At 70.3% G+C, this 24020-nt stretch carries 20 protein-coding genes; 4 read left to right on the top strand and 16 right to left on the bottom strand.

Annotated features, from left to right (window positions below; all coding sequences use genetic code 11):
• Positions 1–6 precede the first annotated feature (6 nt).
• From BM345_RS02475 to BM345_RS02420, 12 genes are all read right to left on the bottom strand, one after another.
• Positions 7–378 (bottom strand): hypothetical protein, encoded by a 372-nt coding sequence (locus BM345_RS02475; protein WP_093375124.1) that lies wholly within the window; start codon positions 376–378, stop codon positions 7–9.
• On the bottom strand, positions 375–1034 hold the full coding sequence (locus tag BM345_RS02470; RefSeq protein WP_093375122.1) for a CIS tube protein: 660 nt from the start codon (positions 1032–1034) through the stop codon (positions 375–377). The genes BM345_RS02475 and BM345_RS02470 overlap by 4 nt, the downstream gene beginning before the upstream one ends.
• A complete protein-coding gene (locus BM345_RS02465; protein WP_254789450.1) occupies positions 1031–4204 on the bottom strand; it encodes an eCIS core domain-containing protein in 3174 nt (1057 codons plus the stop codon). The genes BM345_RS02470 and BM345_RS02465 overlap by 4 nt, the downstream gene beginning before the upstream one ends.
• Positions 4201–4479, bottom strand: a complete 279-nt coding sequence (locus tag BM345_RS02460) for an alpha/beta hydrolase family protein (protein WP_093375120.1) — start codon at positions 4477–4479, stop codon at positions 4201–4203. Before BM345_RS02460 ends, BM345_RS02465 begins: the two co-directional genes overlap by 4 nt.
• 8 nt (positions 4480–4487) lie before the next feature.
• Positions 4488–6416, bottom strand: coding sequence for an AAA family ATPase (locus BM345_RS02455; protein ID WP_093375118.1), 1929 nt, complete (start codon positions 6414–6416; stop codon positions 4488–4490).
• Entirely contained in the window at positions 6413–7750 is a 1338-nt protein-coding gene (locus BM345_RS02450) for a Pvc16 family protein (RefSeq protein WP_093375116.1), read from the bottom strand. Before BM345_RS02450 ends, BM345_RS02455 begins: the two co-directional genes overlap by 4 nt.
• A complete protein-coding gene (locus BM345_RS29595) occupies positions 7747–8442 on the bottom strand; it encodes a hypothetical protein (protein ID WP_139237451.1) in 696 nt (231 codons plus the stop codon). The genes BM345_RS02450 and BM345_RS29595 overlap by 4 nt, the downstream gene beginning before the upstream one ends.
• Complete coding sequence (locus tag BM345_RS02440) at positions 8439–9152, bottom strand: hypothetical protein (RefSeq protein ID WP_093375113.1); 714 nt, start codon at positions 9150–9152, stop codon at positions 8439–8441. The genes BM345_RS29595 and BM345_RS02440 overlap by 4 nt, the downstream gene beginning before the upstream one ends.
• A gap of 32 nt (positions 9153–9184) precedes the next feature.
• Complete coding sequence (locus BM345_RS02435) at positions 9185–9709, bottom strand: phage tail protein (protein ID WP_093375111.1); 525 nt, start codon at positions 9707–9709, stop codon at positions 9185–9187.
• 15 nt (positions 9710–9724) lie between these two features.
• Complete coding sequence (locus BM345_RS02430; RefSeq protein ID WP_093375109.1) at positions 9725–11341, bottom strand: phage tail sheath family protein; 1617 nt, start codon at positions 11339–11341, stop codon at positions 9725–9727.
• A 25-nt stretch (positions 11342–11366) separates the two neighbouring features.
• A complete protein-coding gene (locus BM345_RS02425; RefSeq protein ID WP_139237450.1) occupies positions 11367–11627 on the bottom strand; it encodes a hypothetical protein in 261 nt (86 codons plus the stop codon).
• A 337-nt stretch (positions 11628–11964) separates the two neighbouring features.
• The gene (locus tag BM345_RS02420) at positions 11965–12981 is read right to left on the bottom strand and encodes a sigma-54 interaction domain-containing protein (RefSeq protein WP_175544873.1); all 1017 of its coding nucleotides are present in this window, start codon (positions 12979–12981) and stop codon (positions 11965–11967) included.
• Positions 12982–13397: 416 nt separating this feature from the next.
• Between BM345_RS02420 and BM345_RS02415 the strand changes: the two genes are divergently transcribed.
• From BM345_RS02415 to BM345_RS02400, 4 genes are all read left to right on the top strand, one after another.
• Entirely contained in the window at positions 13398–15923 is a 2526-nt protein-coding gene (locus tag BM345_RS02415; RefSeq protein WP_093375103.1) for a TonB-dependent receptor, read from the top strand.
• 43 nt (positions 15924–15966) lie between these two features.
• Entirely contained in the window at positions 15967–17865 is a 1899-nt protein-coding gene (locus BM345_RS02410; RefSeq protein ID WP_093375101.1) for a prolyl oligopeptidase family serine peptidase, read from the top strand.
• 5 nt (positions 17866–17870) lie between these two features.
• Positions 17871–19850 (top strand): hypothetical protein, encoded by a 1980-nt coding sequence (locus tag BM345_RS02405; RefSeq protein ID WP_139237449.1) that lies wholly within the window; start codon positions 17871–17873, stop codon positions 19848–19850.
• An 82-nt stretch (positions 19851–19932) separates the two neighbouring features.
• The gene (locus BM345_RS02400) at positions 19933–20529 is read left to right on the top strand and encodes a DedA family protein (protein WP_093375097.1); all 597 of its coding nucleotides are present in this window, start codon (positions 19933–19935) and stop codon (positions 20527–20529) included.
• 29 nt (positions 20530–20558) lie between these two features.
• On the opposite strand, the gene BM345_RS02395 is transcribed toward BM345_RS02400, so the two are convergent.
• The 4 genes from BM345_RS02395 to BM345_RS30035 are packed head-to-tail and all read right to left on the bottom strand — an operon-like array spanning position 20559 to position 24005.
• Positions 20559–21557, bottom strand: a complete 999-nt coding sequence (locus tag BM345_RS02395) for a vWA domain-containing protein (protein ID WP_093375095.1) — start codon at positions 21555–21557, stop codon at positions 20559–20561.
• Positions 21554–22105: a tetratricopeptide repeat protein gene (locus BM345_RS02390; RefSeq protein ID WP_175544872.1), complete on the bottom strand. Its 552-nt coding sequence runs from the start codon at positions 22103–22105 to the stop codon at positions 21554–21556. Before BM345_RS02390 ends, BM345_RS02395 begins: the two co-directional genes overlap by 4 nt.
• Complete coding sequence (locus BM345_RS02385; RefSeq protein WP_175544871.1) at positions 22096–23133, bottom strand: vWA domain-containing protein; 1038 nt, start codon at positions 23131–23133, stop codon at positions 22096–22098. Before BM345_RS02385 ends, BM345_RS02390 begins: the two co-directional genes overlap by 10 nt.
• Entirely contained in the window at positions 23130–24005 is an 876-nt protein-coding gene (locus tag BM345_RS30035) for a hypothetical protein (RefSeq protein WP_175544870.1), read from the bottom strand. The genes BM345_RS02385 and BM345_RS30035 overlap by 4 nt, the downstream gene beginning before the upstream one ends.
• Positions 24006–24020 lie beyond the last annotated feature (15 nt).

The raw sequence follows: 24020 nt of genomic DNA, 5'->3' as shown, positions 1-24020 counted from the left end.
AGCGCTTCATGCGTCGGGCCCTCCAGGCGCCGGCACGCCTTCGGGAAGCGTGATGGCCAGCTGCCGCCCGACCTGCGCCACCAGCGCCTCGGGCAGCATCGCGCCGTTGGCGTCGGACAGGCGCCAGTTCTGCTCGGCCGCGCCCAGGTGCTCCGCCGCGAGGTTGTCGAGCCGGTCGCCTGCGACGACGGTAGCGGTGGCCAGGCGCGCGAAGTTCTCCGGCGGCGGCAGGAAGCGCCGCGTGACGAACACCACCTCTCGCCCATCGGGCAAGGTGGTCTGCGCCAGCGGCAGGCCGTGGTAGCGGCTGGTGGGCGCGAAGGCCGGCTGCGCCAGGCCGTTGGCCTGCATGAAGGCCTGGATCGGATCGACTGTCATGAGATGCCCCCGATGCCCAGCGCGGAGAAGCTCACCGGCTGCACCTTCGCGGCCAGTTTCTCCTTGCCCTGCAGATAGGTCATGAACAAGGCCCCACCCTTGGACGAGAAGCCCAGGTCGTCCACCGACAGCACGCGCAGGCTGAAGGAAACCTTGGCGCGGATCGGGTTGAGCGCGGGGTCGAAGGCCTCCTCGGTGATCGAGAAGTCGGCCAGCTTCACCGGCACGATGCGGCTCTTGCCCCAGACGAACAGCAGCAGCGGCGCGAGCATGGGCGCGATCTCCAGCGTGCCGGAACTGGCCTGGCTGTCCACGCGCTGCAGCTGCGCGGCGCCGGGGTACAGCAGGGCCTCCAGCACCGCCAGCTGCGGCGCGATGCCGTGCGCCGTGGCCGTGGCGTTCTGCTGTGGAAACTCCAGCTGGTCGGTGGCGTCGATGTCGGCCTCGAAGCTGATGGTCTCCACCGCCGGCCCCTTGAAGCGCATGGGCTCGGTGCGGTCCGTGCCCTCGCCGCCGACCGATTGAGCCTGCAGCTTGCGCGTGAGTGAATCGGCGTTGTACTGCAGCGAGATCACGCGCTTGACCTGGGCGGATTCAGGGTCGACCAGCACCAGTCCGCCCTTGATCAGCTTCGGGGAGTTGGGGGTGGTGCTCATGGGGCGGGCGCCTCTGGTGGGGCGAATGTCGATTTCGCGTGGAAGGCGGGATCGGACTCTGGCCGCGTGAAGTGCTCGTGCGGCGAGGCATCCAGGCTGACGTGGTGCAGGTAGGCGATCACGCGCTTGGCGGTGACCAGCAACTTGGTGTTGCCGGCGGCATCGTGCTTGCGCTCCTGCGTCCACTCGTACTTGGCCGGGTTGTTGAGCGAGGCGCGTGCCGTGGCGGCCAGCTCGGCCAGCGTGGGCAGCACCCTGGAGTCGATGTCGTAGGTCATCGTGCCCCCGTCGGGAAGGCTGCCGGTCACCGTATACAGGCGCTTGGGCGAGCCGCCCTTCCCCTTGGGCTCGACGAGGGTCGACGTGAGCGGGCCGGCCTTGAAGCCGGTCGCGACGCCGCCGCGCATCGTGCGCTGGGCGGCCAGGAATTCGCTGGCATCGGCCGGCTCGAATCCTTCCTCCGTGAACTCATGGCGATACAGGCGCTGGCCCTGCTGGCCATAGGTGGTGTTGACCCTGGCTTCGGCTTCGGGGCGCGGATCGTCCTTGACGAGCCGGTCGGCCAGCGACTTGCGCTGGTCGGGGGACAGGTGGGGATACAGGACCTTGAGCTTGGGCAACAACTCGTCCACACCGAACTTCGCATCGCCCGTGTGCTGGAACATGGGCCCCGAGAAGCCTTCGAAAGTGAGCCCCTTGGCGGTGGCGGCGCTGCGTTCCGCTTCGTGCTGCTTGCGCGCCGCCGCGATGTCGGCCTTGCGCTTGGCCACCGCGTCCCTGCGGGCCTTCTGGGCCTCCAGCAGGGCCTTGCCCTTGAGCGTCTTGTCGACCGCCGGAGGCTCCGGATGATCGGCATCGAGCTTCGCATTGAAGGCGGCATCGCCGCGCGCGAACTGCGCACCCGCCCGATCGCCGAGATCCGGGTCGGTGCCGTAGGTCTGCTCGTGCGTGGGGGCGATGACGGTTCCGCGCCCGCCGAACGCCTCGTCCAGCAGATCCAGCATCTCGCCGTTGCGACCGAGATCGCAGCCCTTGATGCGCACCACCGTGTAGGCATCCACCTGTGGCCCGATCTTCGCCAGCGCGGAGTTGCCCTCGGTGGGGTGCAGGGCCTTTCGAAGTTCGGTGGCGTTGAGCTTGTGGTCCGGATCGCGTGGGTCCAGGCCGAACATCAGCGTGCCGTCCTCGTTGGCATGCGAGACCAGGTACAGGTTGCCGATGGGCGCCTTGATCTTGTCGGCGACGTAGCGAAGCACCTCGGCCAGGCTGCGCTTGTCGGTCACGAACACCGCCTTCGGCCGGTGCGCCCTGAAGAAGCGCTCCGCGTCGCTGTAGAAAGGCTCGCCCCGCTTGTCGACGCCCATGATGAACACATAGTCCTGGCGCGGTGGGCCGGGGGCCTGCGCGGGTTCGTCCGCCGGTGGTGCCTTCACGGCCGGCTCGTCGGCCTTGGCCCGGCGCAGGGTGCGCGAACCGGCCAGCGCCGCCTTGCGCCCGCCGGTGAACTGCTGGTCGTAGAAATCGCGCAGCACGGTTTCCTCGGCGCCCTGGAAATCGCTGTCGAGCTCCTCCGGGTTGATCGCCGCGAAGATGGCCGTGAGATCGCCCGGCGGGCTGTTCAGCAGCAGCGCCAGGATGCCGCGCTCGTCGTCGTTGCCGGTGTAGCCGGACTGCATCTCCTGGATCAGCAGGATCTTCTGCTGCGCGCTCAGTTCGACGAAAGGCGCCTGCTTGTTCTTCCACAGGCGCACGATTCGCCGCGCCTTGTCGTCGCTGTCGTTGTTGTCCTCGATCTTGCCCGGGCCGTGGGTGGCCAGGTAGGTCTCCAGTGTCTTGACGGCGAAGTCGTCGGTGTCGAAGTCGTCCAGCTCCTTGGCCGTGAGCTGGCGCTGCAGCAGGCCGGCGCCGCCGCCCTGCTGCACCACGTGGGCCAGCTCGTGCGCCAGGAGGTGGCGGCCGGTTGGCGTGGCCGGCGCGTACTGGCCGCGGTCGAAGACCAGGTCGCTGCCCACGGTGTAGGCACGCGCGCCCACCGACTGCGCCGAGCCCGCGGCCTGCGCATCGGCATGGACGCGGACCCGGCCGAAGTCGTGGCCGAAGCGCGATTCCATGAACTGCCGCGTCGAAGGCTCCAGCGGCGTTCCGCTTCCGGCCAGCGTGGACTGCACCGCGGCGGCTGCGGCCGGGCTGCTTTCGCGCGCGCCGGGCGCCTGCGCGGGTTGCCGCGCTTCGCGCGACACGTCGATCTGCGGACCCAGCGGGTTGGGCTTGCCCGGATTGAAGTGCTGGTAGAGCCGCACCAGGTCCAGGTTGAGCGCGAAGCGCACGTCCTGCCGGCCGGCCTGGAGGTCGGGCATGGCTGGCGTCTGGGCCATCACGCTGCCGCCGGGTTCGATGAGCGGATAGGGCGAGATGCCGTTCCTGAAGCCACCCGACAGGTTGATGCCGTCGCTGAACAGCCCGAGCCGCACCTGCATCGCCGACAGCGAAAGCGGTGCGGCGCCCGGGGCGGTGCCGAAGCGGCCGCTGCTGTCGAACTTCAGGCTGGAGAGGCGGGTGTTCAGTACGCCGTTGTTGAAGGCCTTGAGCAAGGCGCTGGCGTCCAGGCCGAAGTCGAATTCGAAGCGCGTCTGCTGGCCGTCCAGGATGCGATAGGTGAAGGTCTTGACCGGGAACTGCGGCACCAGGCCGGGCAGCATCGCGAGGTTGAAGTCGTCGAAGTTGCGACGCATGGCCGGGTTGACCATGGCCATGCTCCACAGGAAGGCGTAGTTGGCGCCCATGAACACCGGCACGCCGACGCTCAGCGCCGGCGGGTGGGCCATGAAGTCCGATGCCAGCTTCTCGGTGAAGACGCCGAAGGCCGGGTTGCTCTCGCCCAGGTTGGCGGCCACCACCCCCAGGCCATCGCCAATCGGGTCCGGCTCTTTCTTCTTCGCCTCGTCGTCCTGGCGCTGTATCGCGGGCGCGCGCAGCGGCGTCAGCGCGGGCCGGCCGCCGCCCTGCAGCACGCGGTCGGCGGCCGCGTCGGCTTCCTGCTCATGGGCGTCGCCGGGTGCGCCGATGGCCAGCTTGGGCTGCAGCCAGGCAGCGGCAGGCGCCCTTGCTTTCGCAGTCTCGGTCTTGGGCGCAGCGGCGGCCGGGAGACGGGTGCTGTGCACGCGTGTCATGGCGGCGCCCCTTTCGTGGTGCCGGTACCGGCAGCCGGATCGCCCGCGATGCGCGTGGCCACGGCGTGGCCCAGGGCCGCGGCGCCTGCGTCATGCGGAAGCCGGATCCGTCCGGCCTGCAGGGCATGCGTGTTGCCCTGCGCGGCCAGCGGGCTGCCGCCGGCTGCGAGCAGCGCGCCCAGCTGCTCCTGCAGCGCGTCGGCCACGCCGGCCGCATCAGCGCGCTCCACGCCATGCAGCACGAGCCGGTCGATGTGCAGGACGAGGCGTGGCATGGCGGACCTCAGACCCAGCCCCGCGTTTCCGCATCCGAGCAGGGCTTGTCGCGCTTGGCCGCATCCAGCTGCGCGGCCTGCAGCAGCGTGGCCATGCCGATGGGCGTGTCGGCTTCAGCGGCCAGGAAGGCAGCGCCCAGGGCGATGTTGCGGATGGTGCCGCCGGCTACGTTCAGCCGGGCCAGCCGGGCGTGGTCGATGCCCGCATCCAGCGGCACGCCGGCAGGGAACACGGTGCGCCAGATCGCTTCGCGCTGCACCTGGTCCGGGAACGGGAAGTGCACGACGAAGCGCAGCCGGCGCTGGAAGGCGGAATCGAGCGCGGCCTTGTGGTTGGTCGTCAGGATCGCCAGGCCGCCGTAGGACTCCATGCGCTGCAGCAGGTAGCTGACCTCGATGTTGGCGTAGCGGTCGTGGCTGTCCTTGACCTCGCTGCGCTTGCCGAAGAGTGCATCGGCCTCGTCGAAGAGCAGGATGGCGCCGGCCTCCTCCGCCGCGTCGAAGACCTTGCGCAGGTTCTTCTCGGTCTCGCCGATGTACTTGCTGACCACGGCCGAGAGGTCGATGCGGTACAGCGCCAGCCCCAGCCACGAGGCGATGACTTCGGCGGCGAGCGTCTTGCCCGTGCCGCTGTCGCCCCAGAAAAGTGTCGCAATGCCCAGCCCGCGCGCGCCCTGGTCGGCAAAACCCCATTCGTGGTGCACCTTGAGGCGATGGCGCGCGTGCGCCGCGATCTGCCGCAGCACGGCGAGCTGGGCCTCGGGCAGCACCAGGTCGGACCAGCCCGCGCGCGTGTCGATGCGCTGGGCCAGGCCGGGCATGCCGTGCGCGGTGCCGCGGCTGGCCTCGTGCAGCGCCGCTGCGTCTGCAGCTTCGTCGTGACCCTGCGCCTGTGCGGCGATCTGATTGATGCGGTGTGCGCCGAGGCGGTACTGCGTGGCAAGGGCCTCGACCACCGGGCCCAGCGCCGCTGCCTTGCCGCCGAGCGCGGCTTGCCAGAGTTGCAGGCGCTCCGGCGCCTCGGGGCGTGCGATGCGCTGCCGCAGTTGCGGCGTGTGACCCAGCGCCAGTTCGTGTCCGCTCACGAAGACCAGGCCGCCCAGGCGCTCCATCAGACGCGCCACGACGCGTTGTGACTCGCGCTCCTCGCAATCGATGAGCAGGCCGCAGCCCAGCAGCGCGGCTTCGCGCCGCCACAGCGCTGCAAAGGGAGCCTGCTCGACGGCGCCGGTGGGCACGTCGGCCGCATCGAGGCGATACAGGCCGGCGCCCAGCCCGTGCGCGACCGCGGCGGCCACGTCCCGCTGGCCGGCCGGATCGTCGCCATCCAGCACGATGGCGGGCAGCGCAGAGGTGGCGCCGCGCAGGCGGCCAAGCAATTGCGCCACCGCGGCCTGCTGGTCCGAACCCATGGCGCCAGCGGGCGGCTGCAGCCGCAGCAAGGGCTGCAGCCGATGGTCCAGGGCGTTCAGCCCGGCGACGAAGTGCAGCACGCGCTCTTCCACGCGCAGCCTGCCGCTGGCGATGCCGGCGCTGTCGTCGACATCCAGCAGGCGCCAGCGGCGCAGCGGCTCGACCGGCGCGATGGCGCTCCAGTGCGGCTCGGGCAGCACCGACAGCGCCAACCCGAAGCTGGCCCAGGGCCGATGCGCCTGGCCACCGGCCTGCGCGCACAGGCCGGCGATGCGCGCGTCCATCTCCACGCCGGCCGCCAGCAGCAGCAGGTCGCGCTCGAAGGCGCTGAGCGAGAACAGCGCCGCCAGCGTGTCGATGGCGGCGGGCGCGGGCATGGCGGCGCGCAGTGCGGCGGCCTCGGCTTGCGCCGCCGACGCGTCCCGCGTCCCGTCCCCCAGCAGGGCGGCGAGCCAGGCGAACTCCGCTGCCAGCAGGCGCTGGTTGGCGTCGCTCCAGGCCAGCAGGCGGTCCGGTGCGTTCATGTGATCTCCACCGTGCGGTCGAGGAAGCGCGGCAGCTCGGGCGCCTCGAAGTCCATGTCGATGATGGGACTGTCGATGTCGTCGATGCGCAGGCGCGCCAGGTGCACGCCAACGGGTGCATCGGGAATCACGAAGACCAGCGATGCTGGCGTGGCCCCGGCCGTCTGCGGCAGCACCTCCGCTGCGCCCAGCACCAGCACGGCACGCTGGCCTTCGCGCAACTCCGGCGTGAACTGGAGCGTGACCGTGGCCGAGCCGTTGCCCGCGCGCGCCACGGTCTGCGGCAGGTTGGTGATGCGCGGTGCCAGCGTGAGCAGCAGCGCGTTGCTCTCGTGCAGGCGGTCTTCGCCCTGTGCGTCGGGCCGCGTCAGGCGCACGCTGACGCGGTAGGTGCCGGCCGGCAGCGTGGCCTGCTGGCCGGCCAGGGAGAAGGCCGCCACGCTGGCGGCGGGGCGGTCGGCCGCTGGGGCCAGCACCGGCAGCATCTGGGTGATGTCGAAGCGGTCGTTGCGCAGCCATGCCTCGCGGCCGGTGCCGTCGAGCAGGCTGCCCGCCAGGGCCACGGTGTCGCCGATGGCCGCCACCGGCTGGCGCAGGGGTGGCACGGCGCGCACCAGCATCGGCACGGCGGGCAGCAGGCCGGGCTGCACCGCGATGCCGGTCTCACGGCCGGTGTCTTCGTCGATGCGGCCGCGCGTGAGCACCGGCAAAGGCGTGCGGGCCGGGCGCAGCGCCTGGATCAGCACCACCGAGGCGTTGTAGGCCATGCTGGGGCGCAGGTGGCTTTGCGTGGCGGTCCACAGCTTGGACATCTCCTCGCTGTTGAGTTGCTGCGGCGTGATCTTGATCAGTTCCACCTGCTCGGCCAGCCCGGAGTCGGACAGCGCACGCAAGGCAGGCGGCAAGGTGGCGCCGGTGGCGGGCGACGGGTTGAGCGCTGTGCGGATGGCCTCGCGCGTGAGCACCGGCATCTCGTGCAGCAGCTGCATGGCATAGCCCAGCAGGATCTCGGCATGCAGATCGCCGGCGCTGTAGGCCGAGAGCAGGTAGTGCAGGTCCAGTGCCAGCGGCGGATTGCTCAGGCGAGCACGGCCTGCGTTGTCGCGCGAAGGCAAGGCCTCGTTGCGCCAGCCGGCGTTGGGCGTCACGCCGTAGAGGAACAGGTTGAGCTGCGAGGACTCGGTGCCGCCCGTGGGCACCACGCGGTCGGGCGCCAGCAGGCTGACGGTGACGCTGGAACCCAGCACGCCACTCACGTTGCGGTTGACCAGGCCGTCGTTGAGCAGGTCGCGCAGCACGGCGCTGACGCCCGCGATGGCGAGGGCGGTGCTCATTGCTTGCTCCTCGCGGCGAGGTACGCATCCAGCGACACTGCCTGCGTGCGCTCACGAGGCCGGGCCTTGGGGCGAGGCGATTCGTGCAGGGCCGTGACGTCGATCCGGCCGATGTGGATGTGGACCTCGGTCTCCTGGCCGGCGGCGGCCTGCGTGTGCGACGCGACCTGGAAGGCGGCAAGGCCCTGCCCCGCGCGGGGCGACAGCGCTGCGTGGCTTGCGGTGGCTGGCCGGGCTGGCAAGAGCGGCGCCGGCTCGCCCTGGCGCTGCCTGGGCGACGGCTGCGGCCGCTCGGAAGTTTGCGCAGTTGCCCTCGCCTGTACGCCTGCGTCCTTCGCCGATGCATGGGATGCCGCAGGTGGCTGCCGCGCCGCTGGCATCCGTGGCTTCGGCAATTCCTTGGCAGGTGCGGACTGTTCGAGCGTCGATAGCGGCGCCACGGGCTCGTCTGCAACGACTGGCTCCTGCGCGCGTCGCGAGACGGCGCGCGGTGATTCGTGCGAATGGGCAGCGGGCGAATCCTGCCGGTCTCGCACTGGCGCGCGCACCCCGGGCAAAGCCGATTCGATCGGCGGCGCGTCGTCGTGCGTCGACGCCAGGCCAGCCGCATCCCATGGCAGGCGCAAGTCCGATCGCACCGTCCAGCCCGTGCCGGTGGCGCGCGCGGCCAGGCGGTGCAGCAACCCGGTCATGCGGCCCCCAGCATCGCCAGGTAGCTGGCGCGCCGGGCCGGCGTCAGCGCCAGGATGTGCGACTCGTTCCAGCCGTAGGCACTGGCCAATCTATGCACCTCGTGCAGCAGCGCCTGCGCGCGTGCCTCGATCTCGTCCCACAGCAGTTGGCCCGCGTCCAGTTGCACCAGGTCGGCGTGCCCGCACGCCACGCATTGCAGCGCCAGGGCCAGATCGGCGTGCGGGTCGAGCGCATCCAGCTTTTCCTCGACGGCCACGCGCGCAGCGTCATCCAGTCGGGCTGCATCGCCGGCGAGTGTGCAGCGCGCAAGCAACTGGCGTGCGGCGTGTTCCGCATCGGCTTCGGCCGAAACTGCGGCGAGGTCGCGCAGGCTGGGCGCGCGCACGCGCAGGCCGGCGACATCGGCCTCGCGCCTGGTCGGGGAATCATCATCGGGCGCGGATGCGAGCAACTCGTGCGCATCCACCGCAAACGCCAGGCGTTGGCCGCATCGCGGGCAGTCTGCATGACCGTCGATTCGCGAGCCGAAGCAGGCCGCGCGCAATTCCAGAAGGCTCTTGTTGACCGCTCCGAGCGGCAGGTCGGCGATGGCGTCGACCGGCCAGTCGGGCCGGGCCGCCGCCGCCAGCAGCGCGCCGCGGTCGAGCGCGTGGCGGCTGGCGCCACGCTCCCACAGCATCAGCAGTTCGGAGCCGGCCAGCGCACGCATCGCTCTCCCCTCCTCTTGCTATGCAGCGCCCGTCAGGCCGGCTCGTTGAAGGTCGGCTCGGCGGGTTCGACCACGTCGTAGTCGCGCTCCCAGCCCTCGTTCTCGAGCTTCAGGGTCTGGATGGCAACGGCGTTGGCGTTGGCGTCCAGGTCCGGCAGCGCCTGGTATTCGGACACCCAGCAGCGAAACACCTTGTAGGCGATGGCCAGCTGGCCGGCTTCGTTGTAGACCTCGATGATCAGGTCCTTGCGAAAGCTCGACAGCGACACCTCGGCGCCCAGGCCCGAGCCGAAGTTCCACACCTTGTTGGCCCAGCGCTCGAACTCCACGTCGTGGGTCACGCCGCGCTCCAGCGTGATGGCCTCGAACTTGGTGCGCCCCGGCGACTTGCGGGTGGACGAGGGGTCTCCACCCTCGCGATGCTCCACAGGCTCGGTGCTGCGCTTGAGCGCGCCCACCTTGGAGATGCCGGCCACGTAGCGGCCGTCCCACTTCACGCGGAATTTGAAGTTCTTGTACGGATCGAACCGGGTGGCGTTGACGCTGAACTGTGCCATGTCGTTCTTCCTCGATCAGGTTGGGATCTGGCCGGCCATCTGCTGGATCTTGATGACGACGAACTCGGCGGGCTTGAGCGGCGCAAAGCCCACCACCACGTTCAGCACGCCCAGGTTGATGTCGGCCTGCGTGGTGGTCTGGCTGTCGCACTTGACGAAGTAGGCATCGCGCGCCGAGGCGCCCTGGAATGCGCCCTGGCGGAAAAGGCCCTGCATGAAGGCCCCGAGGTTCAGGCGGACCTGCGCCCACAGCGGCTCGTCGTTGGGCTCGAACACCACCCACTGCGTGCCGCGGTAAAGGCTTTCCTCGAGGAACAGGGCAAGGCGGCGCACCGGCACGTACTTGTATTCGTCGGCGCTGGCGTCGGCACCGCGCAGCGTGCGCGCGCCCCACACCACGCGGCCGTTCACCCCCATGGAGCGCAGGCAGTTGATGCCCAGCGGGTTGAGCTGGCCGTTCTGCAGGTCGTTGAGGTTGATCTGCAGGTCCTGCACGCCGTTGAGCGCGGCGTCCAGCCCGGCCGGCGCCTTCCACACGCCGCGGGCCACGTCGGTGCGGGCCATGATGCCGGCCACCGCGCCGCCGGGCATGAAGGTGTCGACGCGGCTGTCGCGCAGCGGATCGACCATGCGAAGGCAGGGGAAGTACAGCGCCGCATTGCGGGCGCCGGGGCCGCTCAGGTTCAGGCCGGTGCGGCCGGTCTGCGCGTTGCTGACTGCACTGGCCGCGGGAGTGGCCCAGGCGGGATCGGGATCGACCACCAGCATCGCACGGCGCTCCACGCACATCGCCAACGCGGCCTGCCACACGTTGGCCGGTACCGGGGTGTAGGTCGATGGCAGGCTGGCGGTGTTGCGCGCCAGCGGCGGAATGACCAGCAGATTGAACAGGTCCGCATGCGCCAGCGCATGGATGCCGGTGCGGCCCGCCGCGTTGCCAAGCAGGTCGTCGCCGCGCAGGGCCGGACCGTCGTTGCCGCCGACCGCGTCGATCCAGGTGATGGTGGTGGGCGTCACGGTGGCGGTGGGCCGCGCCGCGGGCACCGCGCCGAGCGCGCGCACCAGCGCCGACTCGCGCTCCAGCACCAGCGGCAGGTAGCGCGGGTCCGTCGCCGTGGTGCACACCGAGCCGATGGTCTCGAAGACGAAGTCGTCGCGCCCCGGCCGTACGCGGTAGCGCAGCCGCAGGTTGAAGCGCGTGGTGTCGGCCGCGGGCAGGCCGTTGTCGGTGTCGTAGTCCACCGCGGCAGACAGGCGTCCGCCCCACGCACCCAGGCTGGCAGCCGTGAGCACCAGCCCGGCGGGCAGCGTGAGGGTGGCGGCCGACGCGGGATCCGGTGCGTCGGCAGCGTCGGGGTCCGCCGCCGTGCCGACCAGCCGAACGACCAGTGCCAGGGCGCCCCCGTTCAGGTAGAAATCACGCACGGCATAGGCCATGGGACAGTCCACTGCCAGGCCACCGAACTGCCGCTCGTAGTCCGCGAAGCTCGTCAGCATCACGGGGTTGTTGGTGGGGCCGGAGGCGGCCCGCCCGACGAAGGCCGTGATCGAGGTCGCCACACCGGTGAGGGTGCGAACGCCGCTGGGCACTTCTTCCACGTAGACGCCTGGGTAACTCAGGGCACTGGGCATACATCCCCCACTTTTCGGTTGACGATCAGGAACCTGGCGGCTCCACCTGCATTCCCTTGCGCGCTGCGGGCCGCGCAGCGCGGTAAACCGCCTGGCCGTCGGGGCCCAGGGCGCACTCCATCTCGCCGCTGGCCACCAGCGCAGCCAGCGCCTGGGCAACCACATCCGGCGCATTCCCCGCGACCGGGGGCAAGGGCCGCCACCAGGCGGCGATGCCTTCCGAGGTGTCGCAGGCCTGCGGATGTGCGCGCAGGTAGCGGCGCAAGGCGGCTGCCACTTCTGTCACCGCATCTGTAGACGTGCCGGGCATTGCGGACACCCACGAAGTCACGAGCGTTACGTCTTGCAGTTCGCGTGCCATGACCTGCATGGGCGCAAGTGCTTGATTCGATTGGGTTTCATGAAGACGCGCGAAAGTGCGGCGTGTGGCCGGGAACACGGTCGAGCCGATCGGTCAGCAGGTTGCGCTGGGCGGATCGCGAAGGCGGACGGGGTTGCGGCGCCTGTGTGTCGCCGCGGACACGGGGTGTGCATGCGGTGACACGGCGCCGCAGCGCGCTGATCGTGCCGCGCCGGTGGCGCGGCAGATTCAAGAGAAGGAGACCCGGGAAGCAGGAGGCGCGCTAGACGCTGCTGAGTGCACGCACGTTGAGGCCGTACTTCTTGGCCAGGCGGCTCAGCGATGCCCGCTCCATGCCGGCCAGCCGCGCGGCCGCGCTGATGTTGCCGGCCGTGCGCGACAGGCAATCCTCGACGAAGCGGCGCTCGGCCTGGTCCACGGCCGCGCGCTTGGCTTCGCGCAGCGAATGCGAGTGCGTGAGTGAAGCGTGTGCCGACGCGCCGGCCTGGAACAGTTCAGGCGCGCACCTCTGCAGTTCGGCCACCCCGACCACGGCTCCCGGGCAGACCACGTGCGCCTTGAGCAGCACGTTTTCCAGCTGGCGCACGTTGCCGGGCCAGTCGTAGGCGCGAAGCAGTGCCACGCCTGCATCGTCGATGCATCGCGCAAGGCCATCGGTTTGGTGTGCGGCCTTGGCCAGCAGATGCGCAACGAGCAGTTCCAGATCGTCCAGGCGCTCGCGCAGTGGCGGCAGGTTCACGCGGAACGCGTCCAGCCGATACAGCAGGTCGTCGCGAAACGCGTGCGCCGCCACCCGTTCATGCAGGTCGATGTTGGAAGCCGCGACGACCCGCACGTCCGCATGGTGCAGTTGGTTGCCACCCAATGCCCGGTACCTCGAGTCCTGCAGAAAGCGCAGCAGCGCACCCTGGCCGCGCGGCGACAGAGCTTCCATCTCATCCAGGAACAGCGTCCCGCCCTCGGCGAGTCGAACCAGTCCCTCGCGCGCCTGGCTGGCATCGGTGAAGGCACCGCGCGTGTGGCCGAAGAGTTCGCTCTCGACCAGGCTGTCGGGCAGCGTCGCGCAGTTGACGGGAATGAAGGGCCGGTGCCTGCGCCGGCTCTGGTAGTGCACGGCGCGCGCGACCAGCTCCTTGCCGGTGCCGGTTTCGCCGGTGATGAGCACGGGCGCCTGCCAGGCGGCGTACAGCTGGACGAGTTCCATCGCTTCGCGAAAGAGCGCGCTGCGGCCGACGAGATTCTGTGCCAGCGTCGCACTTTCACGAATGCCGTCGGTCATCTCCGCAAAGGCTGCGGGCCGCGGGCAGGAAGAACTGTTGGTGCGCATTCCGACGGCAGGAGTGAGTCATCACGATCGGGACGCATCATCCTCCGCAGGCAGGCGTTGAACATCCATCAAACGGGATAGCCGCAAAGTGCGCGCCCGCCTGGCACGCGCATCGTGGCGGCGGCAAGTGTCACAAGGACATGACAGTGAGCTGCGCGCGGACTTCGGCGGTGTGTTGACCGCGGTCGTGGCGCACGCACGCTCGCTCAGGTGGCGACGCCGGGAAGTTTTCCCTGTTCGACCACAGCACCGCGCGTGTAACTTGCGCCGAGGCCGCCAGTCGCGCGTGCTTCCACGACAACCAGGGGAATGCCGTGCCGCGCTTCAAACAGTCCATTCATGCAATCCGGGGCATCCGGCCAGCCGTCATGCCGCGACTGGCGCAGGTCGCCACCGCCACCCTGCTGTTGTGCCACGCCCTGGCGGCGCGGGCACAGGCGCCGGCCGGCCCGCCCGCCAACGCCGGCGAACTCCCCACCATCGAGGTCATCGAGGCGGCGCCGCTGCCCGGCCTGGACCTGCCGCTCGACCAGATCCCGGGCAACGTGCAGACGGGCACCGCCGCCGACATGGAGCGCATGCATGCGCCCGACATCACCAACTTCATGTCCCGCGCCCTGGGCAGCGTGACGGTCACCGAGACGCAGGGCAACCCCTTCCAGCCCGACGTGAACTACCGCGGCTTCACCGCCTCGCCGCTCTTGGGCACGCCGCAGGGCCTCTCGGTGTTCCTCGACGGCGTGCGGCTGAACCAGCCCTTCGGCGACGTGGTCAGCTGGGACCTGTTCCCGCGCAACGCCATCTCCTCGATCACGCTGGTGCCGGGCAGCAACCCCCTGTTCGGGCTGAACACGCTGGGCGGGGCGCTGTCGATCCACACCAAGGACGGCATCAGCAACCGGGGCACGATGGTGGAAGTGCTGGCGGGCCAGTACGGCCGCGTGGGCGCCCAGTTCGAGACCGGCGGCCACGACCCCACCAACGGCATGCACTGGTACCTGAGCGCCAATGCCTACCACGAGGACGGCTGGCGCCCGTCCTCGCCCTCCGACCTGCGCCAGCTCTTCGCCAAGGTGGGCCGTACCACCAAGAACGGCGATGTCTCGCTGACCCTGGCGCTGGCGGACAACGACCTGACCGGCAACGGCGCGCAGGAAGCCGGCGCATTGCAGCGCGACTGGGGCAGCGTGCGAACCATTCCCGACGAGACGAAGAACAAGTCCCTGTTCCTCAACCTCGCCACCACCCAGGCGCTCAACGACAGGCTCAGCTTCTCGGGCAACGCCTACTACCGCGACATCAGGACCAGCACCTACAACGGCGACCTGAACGACGAGTCGCTGGACCAGGCCGTCTACCAGCCCAACGCCGCCGAACGCGCCGCGCTGGCGCAGGCCGGCTACAGCGGCTTCCCGACCAGCGGCGAGAACGCGGCCAACACGCCTTTCCCGAAATGGCGCTGCATCGCCAACATCCTGCTCAACGACGAGCCCAACGAGAAGTGCAACGGCCTCATCAACCAGACCGAGACGCGGCAGAAGAACTACGGCCTGGCCGGCCAGTTCTCGCTGGATGCCGCCACCGGCAGCATCACCCACAAGCTGGTGGCCGGCGCAGCCTGGGACGCCAGCCGGGTGAGCTTCAACCAGAGCTCGCAGTTCGGCTACATCAACCCCGACCGCAGCATCGCCTCGGTGGCCGGCCCCGGTGCCTTCGCCGACGGCAGCCAGGAATCGGAAGACGCCTTCGATGCGCGCGTGGACCTGTCGAGCCGTTCGCACACCGGCAGCTTCTACCTGGCCGACACCATGGCGCTGGGCGCCAACACGCACCTCACGCTGGCCGGGCGCTACAACCGCACCTCGGTGCGCAACACCGATGGCCTCACGCCCGGCGGCGGCCCCGGCTCGCTGGATGGCGACTACACCTTCAGCCGCTTCAACCCTGCCGTCGGCCTGACCTGGGCGCCCAGCGATTCGCTCACTGTCTACGCCGGCGCCAACCAGGGCAGCCGCGCGCCCACCGCCATCGAGCTGGGCTGTGCCGACCCGGCCAGCCCCTGCAAGCTGCCCAATGCCTTCGCGGGCGACCCGCCGCTCAAGCAGGTGGTCACCACCACCTTCGAGGCCGGGCTGCGCGGCACGGTGGCCAAGCAGGTGGTCTGGAACTTCGGCGTGTTCCGCTCCGACAACAAGGACGACCTTCTCTTCGTGGCCGACGACTCCAGCGGCTTCGGCTACTTCAAGAACTTCGGCAAGACGCGGCGCCAGGGCGTCGAGATGGGCCTGCATGTGAAGCCCGCGGCGGCGTGGACGGTGGGCGGCAACCTGAGCTTCCTCGACGCGACCTACCGCAGTGCCGAGACCGTGGGCGGCACCGGCAACAGCAGCAACAGCTCGGCGGCCGACGGCTTTCCGGGCACCGAGGGCAGCATCCAGATCCAGCCGGGCGACCGCATTCCGCTGCTGCCCCGGCAGCTGCTCAAGGTGTACGTGGATTGGGAGCCCACCACGTCCTGGCGCGTCGGGCTGGACATGACCGCTGCCAGCGGAACCGCCGTGCGCGGCAACGAGAACGGCCAGCAGGCGCCGGACGGCCTCTACTACACGGGCTCGGGCCGCACCGGCGGCTACGCGGTGTTCAACCTGGGCGTGGACTACAAGCCGCAGCCGGGGTGGAAGGTCTTCCTGCAGGTCACCAACCTGTTCGACCGGCACTACGCCACCGCCGGCCAACTGGGGGCCAATGGCTTCACCCCCAATGGCAGCTATGTCGCGCGGCCGCTGCCGGCCAATGCCAACGGCGACTACCCGGTGCCGCAGGCCACGCTGTACACGCCCGGCGCCCCGCGCACCGCGTGGGTGGGCTTGCGCTACACCTTCAAGGGCGGCTGACAAAGGGGCCGTGCCATCATCCGGTCCAGATGAAGGACCGCCGATGAAGACCGCTCCCTTTGGCAGCTGGGAATCGCCCATCACCCCCGGGCTGGTGGCCGGCTCGATGGTCGACCTGCTCGACGTGCAGCTCGACGGCGGGCGGCTGTACTGGATCGAGGCCCGGCCGCAGGAGGCCGGGCGGCATGTGCTGGTTTGCCGGCAGGACGACGGCCGCATCGCCGACGTGCTGCCTGCGGACATGAATGCGCGCACGCGGGTCCACGAATACGGCGGCGGGGCGGTCGCGGTCGCCGGCGACACGGTCTGCTTCAGCCACTTCCAGGACCAGCGCCTCTATTGCCAGGTCGCGGATGGCAAGCCCGATCCCCTGACTCCACCTGGCTTCCGTTTTGCCGACGGCCGCATCGATCTTGCGCGCAGGCTCTGGATCGGCGTGCGCGAAGACCACATGGCCTCCGACCGGGAAGCCGTCAACACCATCGCCCTGCTGTCGCTCGATGCACCCGGCCCCGGCACCGTGTTGGTCCAGGGCGATGACTTCTACGCATCGCCGCGCCTGAGCCCGGATGGCAGGCACCTCGCCTGGCTCTCGTGGCGGCATCCGCACATGCCCTGGGTGCAGACGCAGTTGTGGGTCGGCGACTTCGACGGCAACGCAGTGCACGACGCGCGGCAGGTGGCGGGCGGCGCGGGCGAATCGGTGTTCCAGCCAGAGTGGTCGCCGGACGGCGTGCTGCATTTCGTCTCCGACCGCTCGGGCTGGTGGAACCTGCATCGGCTCGACGCGAACGGCGCGGCCGTCAACGTCTGCCCCCGGCCCGCGGAGTTCGGCCGGGCGCAATGGAAGCTGGGCATGTCGACCTACGCCTTCCTGTCGGCGCAGGAAGCCGTGTGCGCGTACATCGAGAACGGCCTGGGCAAGTTGGCCCTGCTCGACCTGCACAGCGGCGTATTGAAACCCTACGACCTTCCCTACACCGACTTCGCCTCGGTGCGCGCGCAGGACGGCAGGGTGGCTTTCATCGGCGGCACGGCCGTGGCATCCAGCGCCGTGGTGCTGCTGGACCCGCGCACGGGGGTCGCGACCTTGGTCCGCCAGGCCACGGGCGTCACCGACGATCCGGCGATTGCGCGGCACCTCAGCGCGCCGCAGCCCATCGAGTTCCCGACCTCGAACGCGCAGACCGCCTTCGCGCTGTACTACCCGCCGACCAACGCGGACTTCCAGGCCCCCGAAGGCGAGCTGCCGCCGCTGCTGGTGCGCTGCCACGGCGGCCCCACCTCCTCGGCCACGCGCGCCCTGGACCTGCGCGTGCAGTTCTGGACCAGCCGCGGCATCGCGGTGGTCGACGTCGACTACCGGGGCAGCGCCGGCTACGGCCGCGCCTACCGCGAGCGCCTGCACCTGGCCTGGGGCATCGTCGATGTGGAGGACTGCGGCGCCGCCGTGCGCCACCTGGCTGAACGTGGACTGGTCGACCCCGGGCGAACGGTCATCAGTGGCGGCAGTGCCGGCGGCTTCACCGTGCTGAGTTGCCTGACCAGCACCGACGAGAAACTGCGCCAGTCGTTCAAGGCGGGCGGCAGCCACTACGGCGTGAGCGACGTGCAGGCGCTGGCCTGCGACACGCACAAGTTCGAGTCGCGCTACCTCGACTGGCTCATCGCACCGCAGGACTGGGCCGCCCGCTCGCCGGTGCGGCATGCCGACCGGCTGTCGGCGCCGGTCACTTTCTTCCAGGGCGCGGAGGACAGGATCGTGCCGCCCAGCCAGACCGAGCAGATGGTCGCCGCGCTGCGCGAAAAGAACATCACCGCGCAGTACCTGCTCTTCGCCGGCGAGCAGCACGGCTTCCGCCAGGCCCGCAACATCCGGTGGGCGCTGGAAGCGGAGTTCCATTTCTTCGACACCCTGGTGTTCCGACTGCCGCCACCCTGAAGACCATGAAAGACTTCGCTCGCCTTCGCCTGTCCATCGCCTTGTGTGTCCTGTGCGCGGGGGTGTCCGGCGCGCATGCTGCAACGCCCGCCCCATCGACGCCATCCGCGGCTTCACCCGCCCGCCCACCGGCGCCCTCGCCTTCCAAGGTGGCCTTGGCCGCCGATGGCAGCGCGTCGGGCGGCGACATCGTCGACGCCAGCGGCCGCATCGACCCGGCTGCCTACGTCGCCATGGCCGGCAAGATGAGCAGCGCCGATGGCGTCGCCTACCGCTACGGCCCCGCGTCCACCGCGCCCCGGTCCGGCACCACCTGGCACGCGCGTCCCAACTCGCCTCGCAGGCACGCCGCCGATGGTGGCGACTGGCAGGTCGGCGGTCCGGACGTCTCGTACCCCGGCGACTACTTCGCCAACTTCGCGAACGTGCTGTACGTGGCCGACGCGCCGGGCGCGCGCGTGGGCGTGGCGGACATCCAGACCCTGCTGCAGTCCTTCAACACCTTCACGCAGCGCCCGCAACCCGCGCCGCTGTGGGCCGGCAGGAACCCGGACCTGAACAACTTCGAAGGCCTGGACGACAACCACGGCCACAGCATCGGAGCGCACAACCCGGTGGCCGCGGCGCGCTGCTACGGCCGCCCCGGCTGGTGCCTGGAGTCGGTCGTGGCGTACCAGGACGGCCGGCTGTCGACCGCCGTGGGCAGCAACACCTCCGCCAACATGGCCAGCGTGCAACTCGCACCCAACAAGGTGCCCACCGGCATCGCGCAGACCAACAGCGCCGAGTTCGCGCTGGTCACCGTCTGGGACACCGTCGCGCTCAAGGGCCAGGTCGCCGTCGTGGCGCTGGCGGGCCTTTGCAACGGCTGCACCGTCGACAAGCCCAACCTGGGCGACGTGGGCTGGGGCGAACGCAACTCCGTGAACCCCGGCCTGGCCAACCGCGGCAACATCGGCTTCATGAAGGTGCTGGGCTACGTCGACCTGCCCGAAGGCATGCGCGCACCCACCGAGATCGCCGCCACCACCGGCTGGAATCCCTGGACGGGCCGCCCCATGGACGGCGCGGGCCGCATGACCACCGAGTACGAGATGGCGCTCTCGAACGAGAGCCACCGGCAGAGCTTCGCCGGCGCCGGCCGCAACAGCGGCTCGAATGCAAGAGGCGGCATGGCCATCGTGGTGTCCAAGTCGGAGAAGCGCGCGGCCTTCATCGACCTGAAGCCGCTGTTCGACTACTACCGCCGCATGTACTTCGGCACGCGCGCCGACTTCGACAAGACCACCACCGTCGGCATGGCCGACAAGCAGTGGCCCTACGCCTTCTCGCAGATGGCCGACAGCGACAAGCCGAAGGTCGTCCAGACCATCGACCTGGGCGCCAGGCCGACGGCCGTCAAGGCCACGCTGTGGGGCAGCAGGCTGCGCGGCTGGATCGCCACGGAAGAAGGCGCGCTGCGCATCTTCGACCTGGGCGGCTGGGGCAACGGCAGCGGCACGGGCTCGCTCAAGCAGGTGGGCAGCGTCGCGGTGGGCGCCAACCCGACCAGCATCGCCTACTTCCGCGGCAGCGCCAACGACACCGGAACCCGGATCAACGAGACGGTGATGGTGCTGTCGCGCGCCGAGCGCGCGGTCCGCTGGGTGGACTTCTCGCCCAGCCTCGACAGCGGCACCGTGCGCCGCGCCGTCCTGACCGACTCGCGCCTGGTCGACCCGGTGATGATCGAGGACAACGAGAACCACGGCACCGAAGGCTGGGTGCTGTCGCTGGCCGACTTCGGCGGCAAGGCGGTACGCAACTACCGCTATGGCCCGGTCATCTTCTGGACCAACCAGGGGCCGGGCATGGCCTGCCAGCCCAAGGCAGGCTGCGGCCTGGGGCCGAACAACCTGCCGCCCGCACAGTACCCCTTCGAGTACGGCGGCGACATGACGCTGCCGGGACGGCCCTTCTTCATCACCAGCGCGAACGTGCCCTGAGGCCCGGGCTACCGCGCTTGATGGAAGCCGGAAATCGCGCGACATTGAGGGCCACCCTCCACTTTCCATCTGCCCGGGGCCCATGCCGCACATCACCCAGCTGATCGTCGACTACGGCTACCTGGCCGTCTTCATCGGTTGCCTGCTGGAGGGCGAGACGCTGCTGGTCATGGCGGGCTTCGCCGCCCAGCAGGGCCATCTGTCGCTGGCGGCGATCATCGCCATCGCGTTTGCCGCGGGTGCGCTGGGCGACCAGCTGTTCTACTGGATCGGCCGCGCCTGGGGTCCGCTGCTCATTGCCCGCCATCCGCGCCTGCACAAGCGCGCCGGCAAGGTGGCGGGCCTGCTCCAGCGCCACGACGCCAAGCTCATCGTGGGCGTGCGCTTCATGTACGGGGTGCGCATCCTGGGGCCGATCATCATCGGGGCCAGCCGCGTCGCGCCCGCCCGCTTCATCGCCTTCAACCTGCTGGGCGCCGCGATCTGGGCGCCTCTGGTGGCAGGCGCCGGCTATTTCTTCGGCCATGCGCTGGAGCGCATGCTGGGCGACCTGGAACATTTCGAGGCCCTCGCCTTCGCCTTGATCGCCGCGTCCTTCGGCGTGTACTCGCTGATCAAGTCCAGGCGCGCGCACTCGGCGAAGCCGCTTCGCGAAGACCCGCCCGACAGCCGGCCCTGACCCCGGGTCGCGGCAGGCAGCCGCCGACTTCAGTTCGGTCGCGGCCGCCGGTGCAACCACGGCAACAGGTAGCGCAGCAGCAGCACGCCCAGCGCCACGGCCGCCAGCGCGGTCCTTCCGCCCGTGCGAACCGGCAAGGGCTTGGCCAGCGCGGGCGCCATCAGCGCCGCCTCCAGCCCCTGCGGCGTCTGCAGCCGCAGGAAGGACAGGCCCTGCTCCTGCGCCAGCATCTGCAGGTAGCCTTCCCGCAGGGCCGACAGGTGCTCCCGCCCCGGCGTAGCGCCGAGCATGGGCGCCGCCACGCCGTCGGCAGGGCCGTCGACCATCTTCTCGCCCGGCACGCTGGTGGCACGGCCCTGGCTGCGCGGATCGGTCTGCATCACCTCGTCGGCGCGCCAGAAGCCCAGCGGCCGGCCCTGCGGGTCGCGCTTGGGAATGGGCGACGGCAGCATGTCACCCACGCCCACGATCAGCCCCGGCACCTCGCCCGGCTTGTCGTCGAAGGCGGGGCGGTAGCGTGGGTTGATCGGCGGCGCTTCCTGCCCGTCGGTGACGAAGACCAGCGAAGGCTTCTCGGGCAGTTCGCGGGCGATGACGATGGCGCTGTGCAGCCCCTTGGCGATCTCGCTGTTGCCCGACCAGGCCATGCGCGAGTCGATGCGCGCCAGCGTCGAGCGCAACTCGTCCAGGTTGGCGCAGACCTCGATGGGCGCAAACAGCAGCAGCGCGCGGTACTCGGTGAAGATCGCCCAGCCCACCTTGGAGCCGCAGGGCAGCTTCAGCAGCGCTCCACGCAACGCCTGCTTGGCGAAGTCCAGGCGCGAGGCGGGCTGCCCGGCGATCAGCTCGTCGGTCACGTTCATGCTCTGGGTCACGTCCAGCACCACCACGTGGTCGAAGCGCCCGCGATCCAGCGACACACCCGGGTCGACCAGCGCAACCACCAGCAGCAGTGCCGCCAGCGCCAGCAGCCAGCGCTCGGGGCCCAGCCGCCACCAGCCGCCCGCAGCTTCGCTCGACGTCGTCATGGCAGGCCGGGCGAATAGCCGCGCATGGTGGTGGCCGCGCGCTCGGCGTTGCGCTGGGTATCGGGCGGCTCGGCGTCCAGTTCCTCGGGGTCGGGCAGCAGGCGCTGCGCGCGCTCCAGGTTGTAGCGGGCGTCCCAGTGCTGCGGGTCGGTGCGCAGCACGTTGCGGTAGCCCTCCTTGGCCAGCTCGATCAGCGCGATGGCCTTGCCCGGCTCGGTGCCGGCCTGCACCAGCACCGCCTGGCGCATCAGCAGGTTGGCGCTGTTGTAGCGTGCCGCCTGGCCCAGGGGCGAATCGTTCTCCAGGCCGCGGTAGATGCGCAGCGCGCCCTCGTCGCTGGCGCCACCGGCCTCGGCCAGCGCATGGGCCTGCGCGAACCTCACCTGCACCGGCACCGCCTGCCCGTCGGCCGGCCAGGCAGCGGTCGTGATGGCTTCGTTCCAGCGCTGCTGCCGCCACAGGCGCGCGCCGTCGACCGCCGCCGCCAGCGCCAGCAGTGCCAGCACGGCCAGGACCCAACGCGTAAGCCGCCGCGAGCTCAGGCCCATCGCCGGATCTCCAACAGGCTGGCCGCCAGCAGCACCAGCACGCAGCCGAAGGCCAGGCCGAACATGGGCGCGGACAGGTCGCGCCGGGGCATGGTGTCCATGTAGGTGATGGGCAGCTTCTCCAGCCGGTCCACCGCGTCGATGGCCTGCTTCAACGCCTCCGGGTCGCTGGCCTCGTAGGCGCGGTAGGAGGTGTCCAGCGATTCGAAGAAGCGGTGCAGCGCGTACTCGGGCACCGAGTCGACGTTGGAGGCCGCCTCGCCCTTTTCCAGCACCAGCCCCGGGCTGTTGGCCGAGCGCAGGTAGATCCAGTAGATCGAGACGCGGTGCTTGCGCACGAGGTAGGCGATGCGGGTGCGGGCGTCCGGGTCCAGCCGGTCGCCGCCGTCGGACACCAGCAGGACGATGCGCGAGCCGTTGTAGGGCCGCTCCTCGAAGGAGGACAGCGCCTCTTCCAGCGCGAGGCCGATGTTGGTTTCCGACAGGCCCCGGCCCACGTCGCCGGCCACGATGGCGGCATGCACCGCCTCGCTCTTCTGGGTGAACTCCAGCACGCGGATCGGCAGGCCGCTGAAGACGATCACGCCGAAGCGGTCGTCCTGCCGCTTGGTCGCGAACTCGGACAGCAGGCGCCGCGCGACCTTGCCCTTGGACTCCGTCAAGCGGCCGGGCCAGCGGCCCATGTAGTAGTCGATCACCTCGGGGCCGGTGCCCTTCATGTTGGGCGGCGGCCGGCCAGCGAAGCCCTGGTCCATGCTGCGGCTGCGGTCCAGCGCCAGCACGATCTCCGCGCCCTTGCCGATGCGCTCGACCTCGTACTCCGGCAGGTAGGGTCCCGCCAGCCCGACGACGAGTGCGCAGAACGCGATCACGCCGAGGACGCGCAACAGCCAGTCGAGCAGGTCCGACACCCGGTCCCGCGGCGCCAGGGCCACCCAGGCGTTGCCGAGCGCGCCGCCGGGCTCCCGCAGCAGCGGCAGCAGCGCCAGCGGCAGCAGCCACAGAAGCCAGGGGTCTTCAAAGCTCATGCCGAGCCCCTCTCCGCATCGCGGCAGCGCCTGCAGAAGTCCAGCAGCCACTGCGCATCCGCCCTGCCCTGTCCCTCGCCGAAGAACTCGTGGCGCGACTGCTGCAGGAAGATGGCGAAGTCGGCGCGCAGGTGGGCGAAGCGTGGCCGCATCTCCATGAAGCGATCGATGTCCTGCTCGAACAGGACCTCGCCCATGGTCTTGTTCAGCGCGCGGTGCACCTGCCTGTACGCATCGCGCCGCTGCTCGGGCGAGCTCGATGGCGTCAGCCCCTGCAGCTGGCGCCATGCCAGGGTGAAGGGCCGGTGCCTGCGCGTCCACCATGGCAGGCCGATGTACACATGGGCAAGGTAGGCCAGCAGCAGCAGCGCGACGGCGCCATAGGCGACGAGGCGATGCCGCGCCGGGGCGGTGTCCAGCATCGGCGGCGCCGTGTCGGGCTGCAACTCGCCCAGCCCGTGCCGGTACGACACCTCCACCGGCGCCAGCGGCGACACGGTCACCGGCCACGCTTCGATGAGCAGTTCCTGCACACGCGGCTGGCCCTGGAAGCGCAGGCGGAAGCTGGGCATCTCCAGCGTGCGCGGCTCGCGCGGCGAGAGGAAGATCTGGTAGGCCAGTGTGAGCTCATGGCGCCTGCCGCCGTCCGCGCTGCCGTCGCGCCTCGTGACGCTGCGCAGCTCCAGGGCGCGGCCACGCGCGCCAGGCTGGGGCACGCTGGCATCGTCCAGCGCCAGGCCTTCGGGCACCTCGACGGTCACGGTGCGCGACACCATGTCGCCCACCTGCCAGCCGAAGGCGCGCGGATCATGCGTCTGCGCTTCCAGTTGAGCCGCGCCCGCCCCTGCGGCCACCCATCCCGCGAGGGCCATGCAGCATGCGCGCGC

The organism is Variovorax sp. OV329 (assembly GCF_900114785.1).
Lineage (GTDB): Bacteria > Pseudomonadota > Gammaproteobacteria > Burkholderiales > Burkholderiaceae_C > Variovorax.
The sequence above is the reverse complement of the archived record's forward strand: the minus strand, read 5'-3'. Positions and strand labels throughout refer to the sequence as shown.

Bases quoted from the DNA above. Each gene is read 5' to 3' on its own strand.
- BM345_RS02475 (WP_093375124.1), bottom strand. From the start codon at position 378: ATGACAGTCGATCCGATCCAGGCCTTCATGCAGGCCAACGGCCTGGCG.
- BM345_RS02470 (WP_093375122.1), bottom strand. From the start codon at position 1,034: ATGAGCACCACCCCCAACTCCCCGAAGCTGATCAAGGGCGGACTGGTG.
- BM345_RS02465 (WP_254789450.1), bottom strand. From the start codon at position 4,204: ATGACACGCGTGCACAGCACCCGTCTCCCGGCCGCCGCTGCGCCCAAG.
- BM345_RS02460 (WP_093375120.1), bottom strand. From the start codon at position 4,479: ATGCCACGCCTCGTCCTGCACATCGACCGGCTCGTGCTGCATGGCGTG.
- BM345_RS02455 (WP_093375118.1), bottom strand. From the start codon at position 6,416: ATGAACGCACCGGACCGCCTGCTGGCCTGGAGCGACGCCAACCAGCGC.
- BM345_RS02450 (WP_093375116.1), bottom strand. From the start codon at position 7,750: ATGAGCACCGCCCTCGCCATCGCGGGCGTCAGCGCCGTGCTGCGCGAC.
- BM345_RS29595 (WP_139237451.1), bottom strand. From the start codon at position 8,442: ATGACCGGGTTGCTGCACCGCCTGGCCGCGCGCGCCACCGGCACGGGC.
- BM345_RS02440 (WP_093375113.1), bottom strand. From the start codon at position 9,152: ATGCGTGCGCTGGCCGGCTCCGAACTGCTGATGCTGTGGGAGCGTGGC.
- BM345_RS02435 (WP_093375111.1), bottom strand. From the start codon at position 9,709: ATGGCACAGTTCAGCGTCAACGCCACCCGGTTCGATCCGTACAAGAAC.
- BM345_RS02430 (WP_093375109.1), bottom strand. From the start codon at position 11,341: ATGCCCAGTGCCCTGAGTTACCCAGGCGTCTACGTGGAAGAAGTGCCC.
- BM345_RS02420 (WP_175544873.1), bottom strand. From the start codon at position 12,981: ATGACCGACGGCATTCGTGAAAGTGCGACGCTGGCACAGAATCTCGTC.
- BM345_RS02415 (WP_093375103.1), top strand. From the start codon at position 13,398: ATGCCGCGACTGGCGCAGGTCGCCACCGCCACCCTGCTGTTGTGCCAC.
- BM345_RS02410 (WP_093375101.1), top strand. From the start codon at position 15,967: ATGAAGACCGCTCCCTTTGGCAGCTGGGAATCGCCCATCACCCCCGGG.
- BM345_RS02405 (WP_139237449.1), top strand. From the start codon at position 17,871: ATGAAAGACTTCGCTCGCCTTCGCCTGTCCATCGCCTTGTGTGTCCTG.
- BM345_RS02400 (WP_093375097.1), top strand. From the start codon at position 19,933: ATGCCGCACATCACCCAGCTGATCGTCGACTACGGCTACCTGGCCGTC.
- BM345_RS02395 (WP_093375095.1), bottom strand. From the start codon at position 21,557: ATGACGACGTCGAGCGAAGCTGCGGGCGGCTGGTGGCGGCTGGGCCCC.
- BM345_RS02390 (WP_175544872.1), bottom strand. From the start codon at position 22,105: ATGGGCCTGAGCTCGCGGCGGCTTACGCGTTGGGTCCTGGCCGTGCTG.
- BM345_RS02385 (WP_175544871.1), bottom strand. From the start codon at position 23,133: ATGAGCTTTGAAGACCCCTGGCTTCTGTGGCTGCTGCCGCTGGCGCTG.
- BM345_RS30035 (WP_175544870.1), bottom strand. From the start codon at position 24,005: ATGGCCCTCGCGGGATGGGTGGCCGCAGGGGCGGGCGCGGCTCAACTG.